The following is a 19233-nucleotide window of genomic DNA, read 5'->3' as shown; positions in this document are numbered from 1 at the left end:
ATCTAGGCTACAATACATGCCAAAATAATAACAAGACCCAATTTTTCTGAAAAACGGTAACGTTTTTCAGTTTTTTTCTGTTTCTATTGAACTAAAAGTCTATGATTCGAATTGCCTAGATGGTATGATAGTTTACAGATAATTTTACAATATGATCCAAATCGAGGGGGAATTATGGTGAAAAAAGTCGCAATTTTGGGTGGCGGCGTCGCTGGAATGAGCGCAGCGCATGAATTAATCACAAGAGGTTATGAGGTATCGGTCTATGAATTTAAGACTATACCCGGCGGGAAAGCAAGAAGCATGCCTTATGTAGGCAGCGGAACTGACGGGAGAAGAGATCTCCCAGGCGAACATGGCTTCCGATTGTTTCCACGTTTTTACAGACATGTGATTGATACTTTACAACATATTCCCTATGAAAATGGAACCGTGTATGATAATTTAATGGAAGTGACGAGACTCGATATTGCGACTTTCACGGCACCTTTGCTCCCATTGCTCGCGAAGATTGAGTTCAGCCTTGATAACTTCCTGGTTGTTATCCGCGATCTTTTCGATAATAATCTGGGTTTGACGATGGACGACATGGAGCAGTATGGACGTAAGTTATGGCAAGTTATGACCTCCTGCGAGGAGCGTATCCGCGAGGAATATAACCTGATCGATTGGTGGACATTCATCGAGGCCGAGCAGCAATCCCCTGCTTTCCAGAAAATATTTGCAGGTTTTACCAAAACCCTTGTGGCCTGCCAGTCCAAGATTGCCAACACGCAAACCGTAGGTCCAGTAGCTACTCAGATGACACTGGACATTACAACGCCAGGGACGAGCTTTGTCCGACTTCTGAACGGTCCCACGAATGACAAATGGGTGAACCCGTGGTTATCCTTTTTAACAGAAAAAGGCGTTGACTATCACTTGGCTGCAAAAGTAGAGAGCATCGAGTGTGTTGACGGAGTCATTCGCAGCGCGAAAGTAACGGAGAACGGACAAACGTTTGACGTTGAAGCGGATTACTACATCGCTGCATTCCCGGTAGAGGTGATGGGGAAATTCATCACTGGCGCTATGCTAGAAGCAGATCCGAAGCTTGCCGGCGTTCAAAAGTTGGTTGATTCTGTGGCGTGGATGAACGGGATCCAGTATTATTTGAAAGAGGATGTTACAATTACGCACGGCCATGTTATTTACTTGGATGCACCTTGGTCGCTCACATCCGTTTCGCAGAAACAATTCTGGCCTGATGTTCATCTGAGCGAGTATGGCGATGGTACGGTTAAAGGTATACTGTCCGTTGATATTTCCGATTGGGATACGCCAGGGATTCTATATGGTAAACCAGCTACACATTGTACGGCTGAAGAAATTAAAGAGGAAGTCTGGGCACAGATGAAGAAAAGCTTGAATGTGGACGGCGCCGTCATTTTGGCGGATGAAGTTCTGCACTCTTGGTTCCTGGATACCGATATCCAATTTGATAATCCTGATCACGCCTGCACGAATATGGAGCCGCTGCTGATTAATCGCGTAGGAACTTGGGATTACCGTCCAGAGGCTTATACAGCTATTCCGAATTTGTTCCTGGCGGCAGACTACGTTCGTACGAATACGAACCTGGCCACGATGGAAGGCGCCAATGAAGCGGCGCGCCGTGCGGTGAATGCAATTCTTGAACGAGACGGTTCGAAGGAAAAGCCATGTAAGATATGGGAAATGTACACCTTTGAGCTGGGGCACCTCGACATATTGAAGCCGTATCATATCCATGATAAGCACCGTTTTGAGAAGGGACTTCCTTGGGACGGCAAGATTTTAGGTTGGTAATACATAGCAGATCACATATCATTCCAGGCCAACACGCTCCTTGATTGTTAAGGGGCGTTTGTCTGTGAAAGTACCTGGCAGCAAGTTTTACTAGGAGGATTTTATGTTAATTTTGCCGGAATATGAATTGATCAGACAGATTTATCAGGGCGACCGGACCGTGCTGTTCCGAGCCATCCATAAGCCGACTATGGAAAAAGTCATTATCAAAACCCTTCGGTCGGATTTTCCGGTTTCTGCGGATGTAGCACGACTGAAGCGAGAATACGAAATTGGCAAAATGCTCGACATAACCGGCATTGTGAAACCGCTGGGGCTGCCTAAATATCAGAACAGCATCGCGCTTGTTTTGGAGGACTTTGACGGCGACACCTTATCCGCTTACTTTCCTTTGTTTCGCCAGTCGCTTCAGGCTTTCTTAACGGCTGCGATTCAGTTGGTCAAAATCGTCGGGAATATTCATCAGCGATATGTGATACACAAAGATATTAAGCCAAGCAACATTATTACTAATCCTGATAAAAAGATTATGAAACTGGCAGATTTCAGCATCTCCTCCTTTACCAGAGAGCGTCAGGAAATGTTAGAACCACATCAGCTTGAAGGAACACTGAGTTATATGTCCCCGGAACAAACAGGCCGCATGAATCGGATTATCGATTATCGCTCGGACTATTATTCGTTAGGGGTTACTTTTTACGAAATGCTCACGGGCCGGCTTCCTTTTCAAACCGAAGATCCGGTGGAGCTGATTCATTGCCATTTTGCCGTGACGCCGATTTCTCCTGACAACATTAGGATGGACATTCCGAAGCCGCTTGCCGAGATTGTCATGAAACTCTTGGCTAAGAACGCCGAAGACCGCTATCAAAGTGCTTACGGGATCATTCAGGACCTTGAGCATTGTCTGATGATGGTCAATGCGCCGGACGAAATCCAAGACTTCACCATTGGTCTCTACGATATGACCGATATGTTTCAAATCCCGCAAGGGTTATACGGGCGTTCCCAGGAAATTGAAAAGCTGCTGCATGTCTATTCGCGCGCTATTCATGGTTCTGTAGAAGCCGTGTGGGTGACGGGGGAGTCCGGTTACGGCAAATCGTTCCTCATCGCGGAGACGATGAAGACGGTGATGAAGGACAATAGCTGGTTCTTGGCCGGGCGTTTTGAACCCGGCAAACAGCATGTTTCCTACCATGCGCTATCGAGAGCGCTTCGGCAGCTGGTTCGTCAGCTTCTGACGGAGAAGGATCAACAAATCGAAGAGTACCGAGGACAGCTGCTCAAAGTGCTGGGAACGAGCGGTAAAGTATTAACCGATCTCATTCCAGAGCTGGATCTGCTGATCGGTGAACAGCCTAACGCGAAGCAGCTCCCGCCGCAAGAAACGCAAAACCGCTTGCATTTCTTATTACAGCAATTTTTGCTTATCTTTTGCTCGAAAGACAGGCCTATCGTCTTGTTCCTTGATGACTTGCAATGGGCGGATGCAGCCTCCTTGCAGTTTATCGATCTGCTTTTAAACGATTCACAGATGAGGCATTTCCTATTTATAGGGGCCTACCGAAGTGAACACGATACCAATTGGTTATCCTCCACACATGTTCAACTGCTCGATAAGCTGCCGGAGCGGCTGGTTGCGGAACGCATTGTGCTGAAAGCACTGGAAATCGGCGATGTCAAGCAGCTGGTTGCGGAGTCATTAAAGACGGAAAACCATCAAGTAGCCGAGTTGGCTCAGCTGATCCTGCAGAAAACTGGAGGCAATCCCTTCTTCGTCAAACAATTCCTAACAGCCTTATACGAGCAAAATCTGCTTACCTACAGTTACGAAGCCAATCGGTGGATTTGGGATATGAATGAAATTCAAAAGTTGCGAATTACAGACAATCTTATGTTCCTTTTGGCGGAAAAATTGCTGCGCATGCCGTCCAGGACGCAATATTTATTGCGTCAGGCAGCCTGTTTAGGTGCAACCTTTGATCTGGAGGCGCTTGGCATCATTGCGATGACGTCATTCGAGGAAGTTTTACAGGAATTGGAAGTTTCTATTCAGACAGGTTTGATCATCCCTGTAGGTACGGATTATAAATTTTATACGGATTCACAAGGCGATTCCGCCGCTCAAGACATTCGCTTTATGTTCGTGCATGATTCCATTCAGGAAGCTGTATACGGTTCGATCGAACAAGCCGATCTGCCTGAGACCCATTTGCATATTGCACGCAAGCTGCTGGAGTTTTTGCCAGAAGCACAAATTGAGCAGCGCTTATTCGATATCATCAACCATATGAACTTAGGTTCCGAGTTGTTGAAAGAGCGCCAGGAGCTTGTCGATCTGCTTGAGTTTAACTTGCGAGCTGGCAGGAAAGCCAAATCTTCAAATGCCTATCGTTCTGCGCTGCAATATTACAACAAAGCTTTGACGTTATTGAATCTGGTAGAAAATAAGGAGCTTGAGGATCTCAGCTTCTCGATTCGGCTGGAAAAGTCCGAAGTCCTGTATTTGAACGGACAAGCGGATGAAGCGGAAACTTCCTATGAGCAGCTGCTCCTGGATGCCCGAACGAATGAGTTGAAGCTGGAAGTGTATAACTTACAGGTTATTTTGTACACCAACGTTGGAAAGCAGCGTAAAAGTGTCGAGGTTGGCTTAAAAGCCTTGGCGGAACAAGGGATTCGGATTCCGAGCGAACCGACGAGCGCGAATATTTTTCTGGCTTATCTTAACCTCAAAGCAAAGATTGGGCGCAAAAATACGCTGCAGTTGTATGATCTGCCCATCATGGAGGATGAATACCGCTACAAATTGATGAGTTTGATGATGAGTATTGCGGTTTCGGCTTATTTTGTTAATACGAACTTATTCGTGCTTTTCATGTTCATCATGACCAAACACGCGCTAAAATACGGCAATACACCGGTTATGGCATACGTATACGGTTCCTATGGCTTAATCCTTGGCTCAGGTTTCGGTGATTATCAGTTAGGCTACCAGTACGGTCAGCTTGGCGAGAGATTGAATGCCCGTTTCCAATCCCATCAATACCGCAGTAAAAGCCACTTTTCCTTCGGGTTGTTTGTTACACCGTGGGTCAAACCGCTGCAAGTTAGCTTGGAGCATTTGAATGAGTCGTTCAAAAGCGGAATCGAAGACGGAGATCTGGTTTTCGCAGGCTACGCACTGACCTACCAGGTGTTGGTTAAGGATTTTCAAGGCGTGGCGCTTCCGGAAGTGCAAGAAGATCTGAATAAGCACTATCGCATCCTGGAGCAAACCAACCATCATGACACTTTACTTATGTTAGAAATGCTGCGCATGGTGATTCAGAATCTGGAAGGAAAAGCCGGAAACCCCTTGATCATCGGTACGGACGAAGCAGAGGAGGAACGGTTTGTCCAAAAGCTGATTATCCACCCGAATCAAGTCATTTTACATGAGTATAAGGTAAAAAAAATGATGCTGTATTTTTTGTTCGGTCAATACGACGCTGCTCTAAAGACCGGCAAAGAAGCAGAGCCGATGCAGTCTGTCTCTTTCGGATTGTTCCACATTCCCGAGAACTATTTCTATTATGTTTTATCCCTTGCCGCTGTGTATAAGGATGCAACCATCTTTGAGCAGAAGCTTTATGCCAAGCAGATAGGTAAAATGCTGCGCAAAATGGACAAGTGGGCGGCTCACTGTCCGGAAAACTTCTTGCATCTCAGCTCCTTGATGCGTGCCGAGTGGAGCCGTGTCACGGGGAATTTCCAGAAAGCCGAGCAGGACTATGAGCTGTCCATCCGGCAAGCAAGGGAGCAGGGCTTCATCCAACATGAAGCGATCGCCTGCGAGTTGGCGGGAAGGCTCTACAAAGATGCCGGCCGCGAGAAGATCGCTAAGACCTACTTCATTGATGCTTATTATGGCTATTTAAGCTGGGGAGCTAAATCGAAAGCCGATGAATTGAAGCTGCGTTATCCGAATTATTTGACCTCCCTGAAGGAGCAGCAGGACTGGAGTACGACGAATATCAGCGACTATTCGCTGCAGGCGCTGGATTTTATGACGATTATGAATACGTCAAGGTCCTTATCCAGTGAAGTCAATCTGGAGCAGCTCATTAAACGGTTGATGGAAATCGTTACTTATTCATCAGGCGCAGAGCGAAGCATCCTTGTACTGAAGGAGAAAGAAAGCCTGTATGTCGAGGCGGAAATGCTTGCGACGGAAGGCAAAGATTCCTGCACGGTGAGCTCGGTCGCTCTGGAAACACGGGAAGATCTTCCGGCCGCTGTGATTCATTTCGTTGCCCGGACCAAGGAAGGCGTCGTGCTGGATGATGCCGCGAATAAAGGAATCTTCACGCATGATCCTTACATTCGCGCCGCTGATGGTAAATCGATTTTCTGCGAACCGATTCTGCATCAGGGCAATCTCGTCGGCGTCTTTTATCTGGAAAATAATTTGATTCGCAACGCGTTCACGTCGGATCGCCTCGATATTATCAAGCTGCTGTCCGCACAGGCGGCGATTTCCATTGAAAATGCCAGACTGTATAACGATTTGGAGTCCAAAGTAAAAGAGCGTACGAATGAATTGATCCTGATGGAGACTTCGCGACGCGATTTGCTCTCGAATATTTCTCACGATTTGGGTACGCCGCTGACTTCCATTCAGGGCTACGTCGAGGCGATTCTGGACGGCGTGATTCAGGAGCCCGAAGAACAAAGAAAGTACCTTTCGGTTGTTCATATGCGCATTGTCGGTATCCAACGATTGATTACAGATCTTTACCAGCTGAGCCGCTTGGAAACCAAGCAGTTCCATTTCCAGCTCGCGCCTACTTCCTGTCAGACGATGGTGCGCCAGCTTTTTGCCAAATATGAGCTGGACTGTGCCAATGCAGGTATCACCTACACGCTCGATATGGCGAAGTCGGAAGATGAAGAGATGCTCTTAACCGTTGATACGGATCGGATCGAGCAGGTGTATGCCAATATTATTTACAATGCCATTAAGTTTTCAGCCAAAGGCGGCTTCATTCATGTGCATGTGGACATCAAAGGCGATCCGCGCCAGCTTGTGATTCGGGTAACCGACACAGGCGTGGGGATTAGCGAAGAGGATCTGCCGCACATCTTTGAACGGTTCTATAAGGTTTCCAAATCACGCAGCACATCTGGCGGAAGCGGGCTTGGCCTTGCGATTGCCAAAGAGATTGTCCAATATCATGGCGGACAGATCTGGGCGGAGAGCCGTCTAGGCAAAGGCTGCAGTATCTCGTTCTCTTTACCTGTACACCGAATTTAATGAGGCTGATGTCCCGAAAAAAATCAAAAAGAGGCTGTCCCTCGGTCATTCTGATGACTGCCGGGACAGCCTCTTAGGGTCGTATCGTTACACGGGTATGAATGGGCACGAGTGCGGCCAGCTCAAGCACGTCTTCGTTGTACATACGGATACATCCGTGAGAGGTACGTTTGCCAATGGAGGAGGGGTCGTTGGTGCCATGAATACCGTAATGCGGCCTGCTCAGCCCCATCCAGAAAACGCCAAAGGGACCGCCGGGATCTGGCTGCTTATTGATAATCGTATATTCGCCTACGGGTGTTCTGGTGACCATTTTGCCAATCCCTACGGGGAAACCGCGCACAACGCGATTAACATCAAGCAAATATAATTGGAAATCGGACAGGTCTATAATAATGCGGTAATTAGGCATGGATATTCACCTCGGTTTATCTTATGTAGGTACATGAGAAAGGAACAGGGCGCCAAACCTTTTTCGAAATTAAAACGGACTTGTGGTATACTGCTTTAGTTAGATATCAGATATCAGTCATCCAAGGGAGCTACAATCATGCAATCTTTTTTACAATTCAATCCAACGAAATTATGGTTCGGCAAAGGGCAAATTGAGCAGCTGGCGCAGGAACTTGGTACGCCTGGCAAGAAGGTGCTGCTTGTATTTGGCGGCGGAAGCATTAAGAAAAATGGCGTTTACGAGGCTGTTAAACAGCAGCTTGACCATATGCAAGCGGACGTGTATGAAATGTCAGGCGTTGAGCCGAACCCGCGGCTTACGACAGTGAAGAAAGGAATCGAGCTGTGTCGGGAGCACGGTATTGAGCTGATTCTAGCTGTAGGCGGCGGTAGTGTAATTGACTGTGCCAAAGCGATTTCAGTCGGCGTTTATTATGAGGGAGATGTTTGGGATATTATTACACGCAAGGCTGTCCCTGCTAAAGCACTGCCGTTCGGAACGGTGCTAACGCTGGCGGCTACGGGTTCCGAGATGAACAACATTTCAGTCATTACTCACTGGGACAAAAACGAGAAGCGCGGTTGGAGCAGCCCATTGGCTTATCCGGCTTTCTCCATTCTGGACCCGGAGTTTACGTATTCGGTGCCTTTGGACCAAACGGTATACGGCATTGTGGATATGATGTCTCATGTGCTTGAACAATATTTCCATCTTACCGAAAATACGCCAATGATGGATCGTTTCATGGAATCGGTTCTCTTGACGATCATCGAAGCTGCGCCTAAATTGCTTGAGAACCTGCACAGTTATGAGCATCGCGCAACGATCATGTATGCGGGAACTACTGCCTTTAACGGGTTATTATCAAGCGGGACCGATGGCGGAGACTGGGCATCTCACCAGATCGAGCACGGCTTGTCCGCGGTGTATGATATTCCGCACGGCGGAGGTCTCGCCATCATTTATCCGAACTGGATGAGACATTGCGCCGAAGATGATCCTTCACGGATGACCAAGCTGGCGCTGGCTGTGTTCGGTGTTGATCCTACAGGCAAAACCGATCACGAAATTGCATATGAAGGCATTGAAGCACTGCGTCAATTCTGGAATTCCCTGGGCGCTCCGAATTGTTTAGCGGACTACGGCATTAGTGATGCCAGACTTGAGGAATTAATTCATAAGTCCTTCATGAAGGAGCAAGTGGGAAGTTACAAAATCATGACGCGTGATACGGTCAGAGATATTCTGACGAAATCGCTATGATGAAATATTATTTGTTCGTGCTGGCTGGCGCGTGCAGCTTCGGATTGTTATCCACATTTGTCAAAAAAGCGTATGAGTCGGGCTTCCATGTGGGGGAAGTCGTTGGCAGCCAAAATTTGTTCGGCGTGCTGATGATTTGGACCCTGGTTCTTGTTACTGCCAAATCCAATCGAGGCGGCAGCGCTGAGACCAAGAAGTATAAAGTGGCGCCGCGCCAAGCCTTGTCGCTCATGGCCGTCGGAACAACCTCAGGCTTAACGGGCATTTTTTATTACGCAGCTTTGCAGTATATCTCGGCTTCCTTTGCCATTATTCTTTTGTTTCAATTTACCTGGATTGGTATTTTACTTGAGGCGATAACAGAACGGAAACGGCCTGGGAAAGATAAAATATTTGCGCTCATCATCCTGTTTGTCGGAATTATTATGGCAAGCGGATATTTGGGTGGCGGGCAAGAAGCGCCGTCATGGATTGGCATCAGTCTGGGGCTTCTCTCTGCGCTAACTTATGCCTTATTCATTATGTTTAGCGGCAAAGTTTCCAACGAGGTTGCGCCAATTACTCGCAGCGCGATCATGCAGTCAGGATCGTTAATCCTGGTTATGCTGGTGTATCCGCCGCATTTTCTGTTTAACGGCTCTTTACATGAAGAACTTCTGCCTTGGGCGCTGCTGCTTGCATTCTTCGGCGTCGTCATACCGCCGTTGTTTTTCGCGATTGGCGTTCCTCGGATCGGTGGGGGTATCGCCACCATTATGAGCGCGGCTGAATTGCCGACCGCCGTCATCATGTCCTTTGTCGTGCTTCATGAAACCGTCCATAGCATACAATGGATCGGTGTTATTATTACAATGGTTGGTATTGCTTTGCCAGAATTGATGAAGCTGTGGAAGCGGCGGAGTCAAATGGGTGTAAACTAGAATCAGGTGAACTCTGCATCGTGATGATGAGGGAGTTCACCTTTTTGTTATGTCGGAGGATTGGATAGGCAGATGGAATAAAAACATAACTCCAAGCCCGTGACGGACTATATGAAAGAAGTTAAAATAAAGAAAGCTGCTGAAATGCTGGGAGGTAGCGAAAGGCTCATTTCTGAAATTTCAAGATAAACAGGATTTGACAGCACGAGCTACTTCGGGAAAGTGTTTAAGAAGATGGAGGCGATGACGAATGATATCGCAATCGGGTGCAGACATCATACGCAAAACAGCGCTTGTCACAGGCGGCAGCCGTGGAATTGGCAGAGGCATTGCTTTCGTGCTCGCAGAGCGTGGGTACGATCTGGTAATCAGTCATTGGCAGGACGAAGTGAATGCGAAAGAGACCTCGGAGCTGATCTGGCATACATTTGGCCGAACCTGTGAGGTGTTTGAAGGAAACCTGGAGGAGGAGAACGAGCCGATTAAGCTTGCAGAGCAAGCGATTCATGTTCTGGGTCGCATCGATGTTCTGGTGAACAATGCAGGGATCACGCTTTTTAAATCCATCGAACATATTGATATTCTGCACACGAACCGGCTTCTTCATCTGAATTTTCGAGCGCCGGTTCTTCTTATGCAGGCCATTAGCCAACACATGATAAAACAGGGCATTCAAGGAAATATCGTGAACATTACCTCAACTCGTGCAGAACGTGCTTATGCGCAAGATGCTGTTTACGGCGGTGTGAAAGCTGCGTTGGCGAGGGCGACGGCATCTGCTGCTATTGATCTTGCGCCTCACGGCATCCGCGTCAATTGCATCGGGCCGGGAGCGATAGACACTAGAGACGGCAGCTTGGAACCGCTTCATGTCGCCAATCCGGGTGTACCGCTTCATCGCTCCGGAACACCCAAAGATATCGGCCGAGCCGTCGCTTGGGTGGTGTCTCCGGAAGCATCATACATGACAGGCACGACGCTGCGTGTGGACGGCGGACTTATTCTGCCTGGCACCCCTCACTAGCTTAATAACTTAAGGGAGATGAATGAGAGTGTCGCATTTACAAATTCGCGATGTACGCGTAATCTTGACCGCTCCGGATGGTATTAATCTTGTTGTTGTAAAAGTAGAAACGACCGAACCAGGCTTGTATGGCATCGGCTGTGCTACGTTCACGCAGCGGCATCTGACTGTTGCTAATGCTGTGGAGCAATACTTGAAGCCGTTTCTTGTGGGTAAAGATCCGCGCCGTATCGAAGACATATGGCAAACCTCCATGGTCAGTTCCTATTGGCGCAACGGACCTGTACTGAATAATGCCATCGCCGGCGTCGATATGGCGCTGTGGGACATTAAGGGCAAGCTGGCGAATATGCCCGTGTATGATCTGCTTGGCGGCAAATGCCGCGAAGCGGCGGCGGTCTACCGCCATGCAGATGGACGCGATCCGCAGGAAGTCGAACATCATGTTCGCGCTTTCATCGAGCAGGGCTACCGCTACTTGCGCTGCCAGATGGGCGGTTACGGCGGTCGCGGCCATCAACTGCATTCGCCGGAGAACGCACAGCCCGGCGTTTATTTTGACCCGCAGGCTTATTCGCGCAGCGTGGTTCAGCTCTTCGAGCATATGCGCCTGCAGCTGGGCGGCGAGATCGAGCTGCTTCATGACATCCATGAGCGGCTTGTGCCAATTGAGGCTGTCCGGTTGGCGAAGCAGCTCGAGCCGTACAGGCTTTTCTTCCTCGAAGATGCGCTGCCTCCTGAGCAGCTCGATTGGTTTGAAAATCTGCGCAGCCAGTGTGCCACACCGCTTGCGATGGGGGAGCTGTTCGTCCATCCGGCGGAATGGATGCCGCTTATTTCACGGCGGCTCATTGATTTTATCCGCTGCCACATCAGTGCCATCGGCGGCTTGACGCCGGCTAGAAAGCTGGCCACGCTTTGCGAAGCTTTTGGCGTGCGGACGGCGTGGCACGGACCGGGGGATCTTTCTCCCGTAGGTGCAGCAGCTAATATTCATCTGGATTTGGCCAGTCCGAATTTCGGCATACAGGAATGGACCGAATATTCCGAGCAGGCGAGAGAAGTATTTCCCGGATCTCCGGAAGTTCGGAACGGCTATGTCTACATAAACGATAAGCCAGGACTTGGCATTGACCTAGACGAGAGCAAAGCTGCACGGTATCCTTGTCATGACAAGCTGCCGGCTTGGACACTGGCTCGAATCCCGGATGGAACGGCCATTCGGCCGTAAGAGTTTGCCTGAGAACCATTTTCGTGTAAAGTTAAATGTGAGCACTCTATTAGATGTCCATGTATATGAATCTGCTGAAAAGGTGAGGTTGATGAGCTTGAATTTGAAAACGGAGAAATTGAATCTGCAGATGGCGGATATCACGGGTTCAAAATTTGAAAAAGTGAAAGCGGAGGAGCTTGTTTTTGACGATGTGAATCTTGCCAACACAAAGATTCATAATGCGAATATGAGCGGCATGGTATTAGATGACATCAATATGCAGAAAACAAAGTTTTCGAACATCAACCTTTCGAATACGAGCATTCAGAATGCCAATTTCAACAACGCTCAGATCGAACATGTTCATCTGGTTGACACCTCATTTACAAAATGCAAACTAGCCAATACCAAGATAGCCAACTGTGATTTGACGGATGCCGAGCTTACAGATTGTGAACTCAGGGGCATGAAAATCAATGGCATTCTTGTTGAAGATTTACTCAAGAACTATTCAGCAAATCAATAAGTCATGTGCAGCAGGAGGCACGAATGCCATTTTTACAGCGAATTACCTTGAATTGGTCCGAGTTGTCCGAAGCGGATCAAGCGGCATTTCCGTTTAACATTAGGCCCATTCGCCAAATCGATGAACTCAGATTCCGCTCGAATGTCACCTTTTTTATCGGAAATAATGGTTCGGGGAAGTCAACGCTGCTGGAGGCGATCGGAGTCTCCTGCGGCTTTAGTGTGGTCGGAGGCCGGGATTTAACGATCAAGAAAGAAAAAGATGATGAATCGCTGGCGAATATCATGAGATTATCGTGGCTGCCCAAAGTCAGCCATGGACTCTTTTTCCGTGCGGAAACCTTTGATACGTTTGCCGGATATATCGATGAGCTGGCGAAAGATCCGTATATTGGATTTCAAGCTTACGCCCCATATGGCGGCAAATCCCTGAATGAGCAGTCGCATGGCCAAGCTTTTTTGACCTTTTTCCGGAACCGGTTCGGGCGAAAAGGTTTATATCTGCTGGATGAGCCCGAGTCGGCGCTTTCGCCGCAGAATCAACTGGCTTTTCTCAGTATGATTCGGGAATTGGAGAAATCAGGTCAGGCGCAATTTATTATAGCTACGCATTCCCCGATCATCATGGCGTATCCAGGCGCGCAAATTTTGCAGTTTACTGAAACCGCCATCGAGCCAATCTCGTATGAAGATACGGATCATTTCAATTTAACGAGAGATTTCTTGAATCATCGGGAGCGGTATTTTCGGGCGCTTTTTGATGAGGATGAAGCGGAGGAATAATTATGTCTTTTTTTAAGAAAATGATGGCTAAAGTAGGAATTGGCAACATTGAAATCGATACGCAATTCCATACGGAGACTTTCGTTCCCGGGGAGCTTGTAGAAGGAGTCATCGTTGCCAAAGGCGGCAGTGTTGAGCAGAAAGTGGATAGAATTTATTTTCAGATCATGACGGAATACCTCAAGCCGGCGAATAACGATGCGAATCGGATGAACAGAGAAACGGTTGTGATCGCCAATATTCTGTTAGGTGAAAGCTTTGTTTTTGAACCCGGAGAATCGGTGGAAATTCCTTTTCATTTCGTGCTGCCGCATGAGACGCCTATTTCAATTGGCGTGAGCCCGATATGGATCCGTACAGGTATGGATGTGGACAACGCGGTTGATCCTTCCGATCGTGATCTTATCGAAGTGTTGGCTCACCCGTACACGTCGGTTATTTTTGAAGCGTTGGAGGAACTCGGTTTTCATTTGCATAAAGCAGAGAACGAATATTATCCGCAGCGCAATTATCATCTGCCATTTATCCAAAATTTCGAATTTGTACCATATCAAAATGGGGAATACCGCAGCTCAGTGGATGAGCTGGAGCTTGTTTTCTACCCGGATGAGAACGGGGTCGAAGTCCTCCTGGAATTTGACCGCAGAACGCGTGGTTTTGGCGGCCTTTTATCGGATATGCTGGATACGGATGAGTCCCATCACCGTTTCTTCTTCAGCGTAGATGAGCTTGAGGAAGGTGCTGAATCCATGGCGGATCAGTTCCGGGGCATTTTTGACGATTTGCTGGATCGGTAACACGCACGCATGCACGAAAGGGACTGTCTCAAAAGATCATGTGATCTTTCGAAACAGTCCCTTTTGTTTCATCGGAAGGCGAATGATCACCGTCGTACCTTGCCCTGTTTGGCTGTACAAGGTCAGGCCGTATTGTTCGCCGAAGTAGAAACAGATACGATCATGAACATTTTTAATTCCGATATGAGCCTCGTCTAACGGACTGGAAGGCTGCGCGAGTCTTAATTGCAGCTGTTGCAGCTTTTCTTCGTCCATGCCAACACCATTGTCTTTGATCATGATGAGCATATCATTGCCGGATTTGACCGTGGACACTTCAAGCAAACCTGGCCCGCTTAACCGCTCCAGCCCGTGCACGATCGCATTTTCGACGAGCGGCTGGAGGGAGAAGTGAATGACTTGCAGTTCGGCGCTCTCTTCCGCAAGCTTCTCGGAATACTGGATTTTATCACCGAAGCGGAGCTGCTGAATTTTCACATATAACCGTATATGCTCAAGCTCTTCACGCAAGGATACGGTTTCTTTGCCAGTCTGGATCTGAATGCGGAACAGACGGCCGATCATGCCGACCATCTCACTAATTTCCCGCTGTCCGTTAATGACGGCTTTCATTTGGATGGACTCGAGCACATTGGCGAGAAAATGGGGATTAATTTGGCTTTTTAACGCGCCGAATTGAGCAATTTTTTGCTGTACCATCGCCGTGGCCGAGCGCTCGATATAGTTTTGCAGATCTTCCACCATTTTACGGATGCCCTGATACAGCACACCGAATTCATCCTGACGGTCGCTGCTTAAATCAACGTCGAATTTCCCTAACCCGACCAATTTAACTTGCCTGCTAAGCAGAATGATCGGTTTGGTCACACGCGCGGACAGGATAAACATGAAGAGAAGCGCTGTGCCCAGGGAGAGGAAGGCTAAGGTCAGAACTATTTTAATCAAAATATCGGCTTGCTTGGTCATTTCTTTCTCATCGATATATTGAATGACTTTCCAACCGGAGTACGAAGAAGTTACAAAGTTAATATACGAGTCAACGCCAGAGAAATTGGCATAAAAACTCCCCGTTTCGTTACCCAGCACGGATTGAATGGCTTGCTCCTTGAGCGTTGCCGACAAATCGCTTATCGACTGATTGCGGTTGGAATTGTAAATCACGCCGCCTTTATCATCAATAATGATGAAATTCCGCTTCCGATCCTCCGATAGCTTCAAAATTTCCCTTAGAGAATCCAGACGAATGTCAATGAGCATGACACCGATAGGCTGTTTGCTGCCTACTTTGTTAATGACTCTGGCGATGGAAATAACCGATTCTTTGGCGTTGACCCGATGAAAAGGAAGATGCGCGCCGAAAAGTACGATTCCGCCTGCTTTCTGCTGTGTCTGGATATACCAGTCTTCATGCGTAAAATCCTTCACATCGTAGTCGGAACGATTGAAATTCATCGAGTAAAACATTCTTGATCCTGCGTAAATTTGAACGCTGTCCACGTTTTTGATCGTCATCTCGATAGAGCTGATAAAATGCTCGATAATGTTGCCGTATACAATCATCTGATCGTTGCCGCTGTCCTCGCCAGCTAGGGTCCAATGCTCCAACGCTCCTTGCAGCTGTCCGTCCATTTGTGCGTTCAGCGTGCCTTTTTCGATACTTTGCAAGTACTGATCAATGTTGAAGGACAAATTCGTAAGAATTAAGTTGGAGCTGCTTTGATATTCGTTTTTGACGGCTTGTATGGAAAATAAGTAGATGATAACGGAAATGATTAACAAAGGAATTGTAATAATCAGGATCATCAGCACAAAAATTTGCTGGTTGACGTGCTTCATCCGCCATTTCAACATTTAGGACCAACCCCATTTTTTTCGGTATTCGGTGGGTGTCATTTGGGCGATGATCCCAAAGGTTTTGACGAAATGTTTGTAGCTTTTGTACCCGCACATCGTACAGATGTCCGTTACTAATAAGTCAGGCCTCTTTAACAGCTCCTGAGCATAGGTTATTCGGATTTCCGTGACAAACCGCATGTAATTTTTATCTAATTTTCTTTTAAACAGGCGGCTTAAGTAGGAAGGGTTGTAGAAAAAGCGGTCGGCGACCATTTGCAGCGTCACATCTTCCGCAATGTTCTGTCTAATGAAAGAGGCGATGTGCTCAAAAATAAGCACGTCCTGCTGCTGGTCCGATAGCGAGCCATCCCGTGATAAGGTTCCGAGCTGCGCCATCCAATCGCCGAGCCATTCAAAAAGAGCCTCGAATGTTGAGAAATCATCCACAAAGGCAAGGCTTAACAGCTTGTCACTGTAGACGCTTTCAAACGGGATGCTGTTTTTGTTGGCAAACGGTATGCAAACGCCGATGAGTTCCTGCAAAAAGGCCAGCCAACGTGCAGGCGCCATCTGCGGCATATGTGCTAGATTGTCCTTCTCAAATCGGTGCAAGAGTTTTTTGATTTCCTCTGCATTAGCGCTTTCCAAGCAGGCATAGAGCTGTTTTTTATCTTGATCATCCAAATGAATGGCGGATGATTTGCTTGCATGTGCCGTCTCGCCAACGGCTGCAAGAAACACGTGCCGGCCCGTTTCATAATAACGCTGCCATAATGCTTTATCCGTCTGGTGCAGCAAATGGCCTAATTCAGGCAGCTTGTCTGTTGGTTCCCCGATGGCCATAAATATAGAAGTTTGACTCTCATCTCCGGCCTGCTTCAACAAACGCTCCTGTTGTTGAATAGCAAGTCTTTGATCGACCTCCGCATAGGGGTTATTTAAAATTGCAATCCCGTATATCTTCGATCTATACATATAGGTAATAATTTGACGTGCCGTTTCAGTCGAATACAGCGACGAAATCGTATCATCGATCCAAGTGGCCGCCATCTGCTTGATGCTATTTTTGGCAAGAGGAGCAGCTGTTTTCATAGGTAACCACGAGATAACAAAAGGGGCATACCCATAGTGGTCGCTTTGAAATTCAAAGAGCTGCTGCAGCTTTCCCTCTTGGGCCACAGCGAGATCAGGTTCCTCCAGCAAAAGCTGAACCCATTCGCTGCCCTTGGACAGCTTGCTTTCATGGATGAGCTCGGAGTGGGTTTCCCGCTTCTTCTGCCTAGCTACAATTTCTTGTAGACAGCTTTGGATTGTGGCCAGACTTTTTTCATATTCGAGCGGTTTAAGCAAAAAGGCATGAACGCCGCCCAACCGTATGGCTTGCTGCGCATAGGCAAATTCATTGAATCCTGTCAAAATGACAAACACCGTATCCGGGAGCTGGGGGCGCAATTGCTCAATCATCTCAAGCCCATCCATCTCCGGCATGCGGATATCCGTAATGATGAGATGAGGTTTCTCTTGCAAGGCCATTGTTAGGCCAGTTTTGCCGTTGTCCGCTTCTACAATATGGGAGACCTCAAGATCCTGCCAGTTAAAATAATGCTTGATGCCTGTGCGAATGAGTGGCTCATCCTCGACAATGAGTAGTTTATACATAAGATCCCCCGAAAGATTATGGCCTGCTCTGTTCTTTTTCTAAATTATATACTAAAATCGCTACAAAACGTGTTTGAAAAAGATCGAAAAGCAAATAGGTCAGAATACGACCATAGATGTAAAACCAGTGGGATTTTGCCATGGATGGATATGTTTTATGCTTAAAGCAAGGAATGAAAGCGAAATCATTCGTTCCTATAACGATAATGGGGGTACTTAGATGAGAGCAATGAAAAAAGGGCTGATGACCGTTTTAGGCGTAGCGCTAGTAGGATCCCAATTGGTTGCATGCACCAGTAATTCCGAGGTAAGTAAACCGGCCTCAACGCCGGACGCGTCAAAGCCTGCAGCGACTCAAGCGGCAGCTAAGCCTGTCGAAATTACATGGTGGAACTTTCCCAACTTCCAAACGTTGGATGGTGAAGTCGGCAAATACGAGAAACAAATCATTGCTGCATTTAATCAAAAGTATCCGGAAATAAAAGTTAATCTGGAAATGATTACGTTCGATGGAGGACCGCAAAAGCTGAATGTTGCGATTGCGTCCAACACGGCGCCTGACGTTATCTATGATGCTCCAGGACGCATTATCGATTGGGGCAAAAAGAAATTGCTCGCGCCATTAAACGACATGGTGACCCCGGAAGTTAAAAATGACATTGCACCGGCTTTCTGGAAGCAATCGACCGTCGGCGATCAGATCGTCATGTATCCGCTGAATACGGGGCCGTTCATGATGGCTGTGAACAAAACCGTATTTGAGAAAATCGGCGCGCTCGATCTGCTTCCACTAAACAGACCGGACAGAACGTGGACGGTAGCGGAATACGAAAAGGCACTGCAGGCTGTGAAAGAGAAAGCGCCAGATATGATTCCAACGGGCTTCTTCGCAAAAAGCACAGCAGGTGATCAGGGCACTCGCGCCTATTTGGCTAACATGGGGGTTTCAAGATTCCTGTCTGAGGATAACTCGAAAGTTGCCATCAATACCGAAAATGCCGGCAAGGCGCTGGATTGGGTGGTCAAAGCCACCAAAGACAAGATCAGCGTAGCGGGAGCAGCCTCGCTGGCGGCGTCTGACGTCAATGACTTGTTTTTACAAGGAAAGCTGGCCTTTACCCTGAACTATTCGCCGGTATTGAAAGCGCAAAATGTAGCGAATAAAAAAGTGCCGTTCGAGGATATTTTGCTTCCATTCCCGACGTTGGATGGTTCGAAACCTAAGCTTGAGCCGTTCCTTGGGGGGCTCGCGATTTTCAACAACGGTAATGCTGACAAAATTGCAGCTTCCAAGAAATTTATCGATTTCGTTGTCAATGATCCCGTTTGGGGCAAAAAGAACGTCATTCAGACCGGTGGTCTGTCCGCACGTACGTCGGTAACCGGCTTGTATGACGACCCTGAGTATAAATACGCGGACTTGGCGCGTCAATTTATCACAGATCCTCCGACTATTGCAGACGGTTATGCGGAAATCCGCACGTTCTGGTTCCCTGAGCTGCAGCGCGCATTGACAGGAACGGCAACGGGGAAAGAGGCGCTGGACGCCTTTGCGGCCAAAGCCAATGAGGCCATTGCCAAAGCGAAAGCGCAAGTTCAAAAATAAGCAGCAATAAGCAGGAGGGGCAGCGCA

The 19233-nt window shown here is 47.7% G+C and carries 13 protein-coding genes and 1 pseudogene; 11 read left to right on the top strand and 3 right to left on the bottom strand.

Annotated features, from left to right (window positions below; all coding sequences use genetic code 11):
- Positions 1–174 precede the first annotated feature (174 nt).
- The 3 genes and pseudogenes from PCH02S_RS03415 (at position 175) to PCH02S_RS36915 (ending at position 7126) form a co-directional block, all read left to right on the top strand.
- Positions 175–1827: a hydroxysqualene dehydroxylase gene (locus PCH02S_RS03415; RefSeq protein WP_127450091.1), complete on the top strand. Its 1653-nt coding sequence runs from the start codon at positions 175–177 to the stop codon at positions 1825–1827.
- A gap of 103 nt (positions 1828–1930) precedes the next feature.
- Positions 1931–6619: pseudogene (locus PCH02S_RS03410) on the top strand (AAA family ATPase); the annotation flags it as partial.
- A gap of 54 nt (positions 6620–6673) precedes the next feature.
- Positions 6674–7126, top strand: coding sequence for a sensor histidine kinase (locus PCH02S_RS36915; RefSeq protein WP_397369258.1), 453 nt, complete (start codon positions 6674–6676; stop codon positions 7124–7126).
- Between the two features lie 73 nt (positions 7127–7199).
- On the opposite strand, the gene PCH02S_RS03405 is transcribed toward PCH02S_RS36915, so the two are convergent.
- Complete coding sequence (locus tag PCH02S_RS03405; protein WP_127450087.1) at positions 7200–7538, bottom strand: L,D-transpeptidase; 339 nt, start codon at positions 7536–7538, stop codon at positions 7200–7202.
- Positions 7539–7676: 138 nt separating this feature from the next.
- On the opposite strand from PCH02S_RS03405, the gene PCH02S_RS03400 reads away from it, so the two are divergent.
- The 7 genes from PCH02S_RS03400 (at position 7677) to PCH02S_RS03370 (ending at position 14105) form a co-directional block, all read left to right on the top strand.
- The gene (locus PCH02S_RS03400; RefSeq protein ID WP_127450085.1) at positions 7677–8843 is read left to right on the top strand and encodes an iron-containing alcohol dehydrogenase; all 1167 of its coding nucleotides are present in this window, start codon (positions 7677–7679) and stop codon (positions 8841–8843) included.
- Entirely contained in the window at positions 8840–9763 is a 924-nt protein-coding gene (locus tag PCH02S_RS03395; RefSeq protein WP_127450082.1) for an EamA family transporter, read from the top strand. Before PCH02S_RS03400 ends, PCH02S_RS03395 begins: the two co-directional genes overlap by 4 nt.
- A gap of 250 nt (positions 9764–10013) precedes the next feature.
- A complete protein-coding gene (locus PCH02S_RS03390) occupies positions 10014–10787 on the top strand; it encodes an SDR family NAD(P)-dependent oxidoreductase (protein WP_127450080.1) in 774 nt (257 codons plus the stop codon).
- A 28-nt stretch (positions 10788–10815) separates the two neighbouring features.
- Positions 10816–12018: an enolase C-terminal domain-like protein gene (locus tag PCH02S_RS03385; RefSeq protein WP_127450078.1), complete on the top strand. Its 1203-nt coding sequence runs from the start codon at positions 10816–10818 to the stop codon at positions 12016–12018.
- Between the two features lie 91 nt (positions 12019–12109).
- Complete coding sequence (locus tag PCH02S_RS03380; protein WP_246068932.1) at positions 12110–12526, top strand: pentapeptide repeat-containing protein; 417 nt, start codon at positions 12110–12112, stop codon at positions 12524–12526.
- Between the two features lie 23 nt (positions 12527–12549).
- Entirely contained in the window at positions 12550–13308 is a 759-nt protein-coding gene (locus PCH02S_RS03375; RefSeq protein WP_127450076.1) for an AAA family ATPase, read from the top strand.
- A 2-nt stretch (positions 13309–13310) separates the two neighbouring features.
- Positions 13311–14105 (top strand): sporulation protein, encoded by a 795-nt coding sequence (locus PCH02S_RS03370; protein ID WP_127450074.1) that lies wholly within the window; start codon positions 13311–13313, stop codon positions 14103–14105.
- 36 nt (positions 14106–14141) lie between these two features.
- Here the strand turns inward: PCH02S_RS03370 and PCH02S_RS03365 are convergent, their stop codons facing one another.
- Both PCH02S_RS03365 and PCH02S_RS03360 read right to left on the bottom strand, forming a co-directional pair.
- Positions 14142–15956, bottom strand: a complete 1815-nt coding sequence (locus PCH02S_RS03365; protein ID WP_127450072.1) for a cache domain-containing sensor histidine kinase — start codon at positions 15954–15956, stop codon at positions 14142–14144.
- The gene (locus tag PCH02S_RS03360; RefSeq protein ID WP_127450070.1) at positions 15957–17600 is read right to left on the bottom strand and encodes a response regulator; all 1644 of its coding nucleotides are present in this window, start codon (positions 17598–17600) and stop codon (positions 15957–15959) included. It lies immediately after the preceding gene.
- 220 nt (positions 17601–17820) lie between these two features.
- Here PCH02S_RS03360 and PCH02S_RS03355 point away from each other — a divergent pair, with 220 nt between their 5' ends.
- Positions 17821–19206 (top strand): ABC transporter substrate-binding protein, encoded by a 1386-nt coding sequence (locus PCH02S_RS03355; RefSeq protein WP_127450068.1) that lies wholly within the window; start codon positions 17821–17823, stop codon positions 19204–19206.
- Positions 19207–19233 lie beyond the last annotated feature (27 nt).

The organism is Paenibacillus chondroitinus NBRC 15376 (assembly GCF_004000765.1).
Classification (GTDB): Bacteria; Bacillota; Bacilli; order Paenibacillales; family NBRC-103111; genus Paenibacillus_E; species Paenibacillus_E chondroitinus.
Note: the sequence above shows the minus strand (reverse complement) of the source record. Positions and strands in the feature narration are given on the sequence as shown.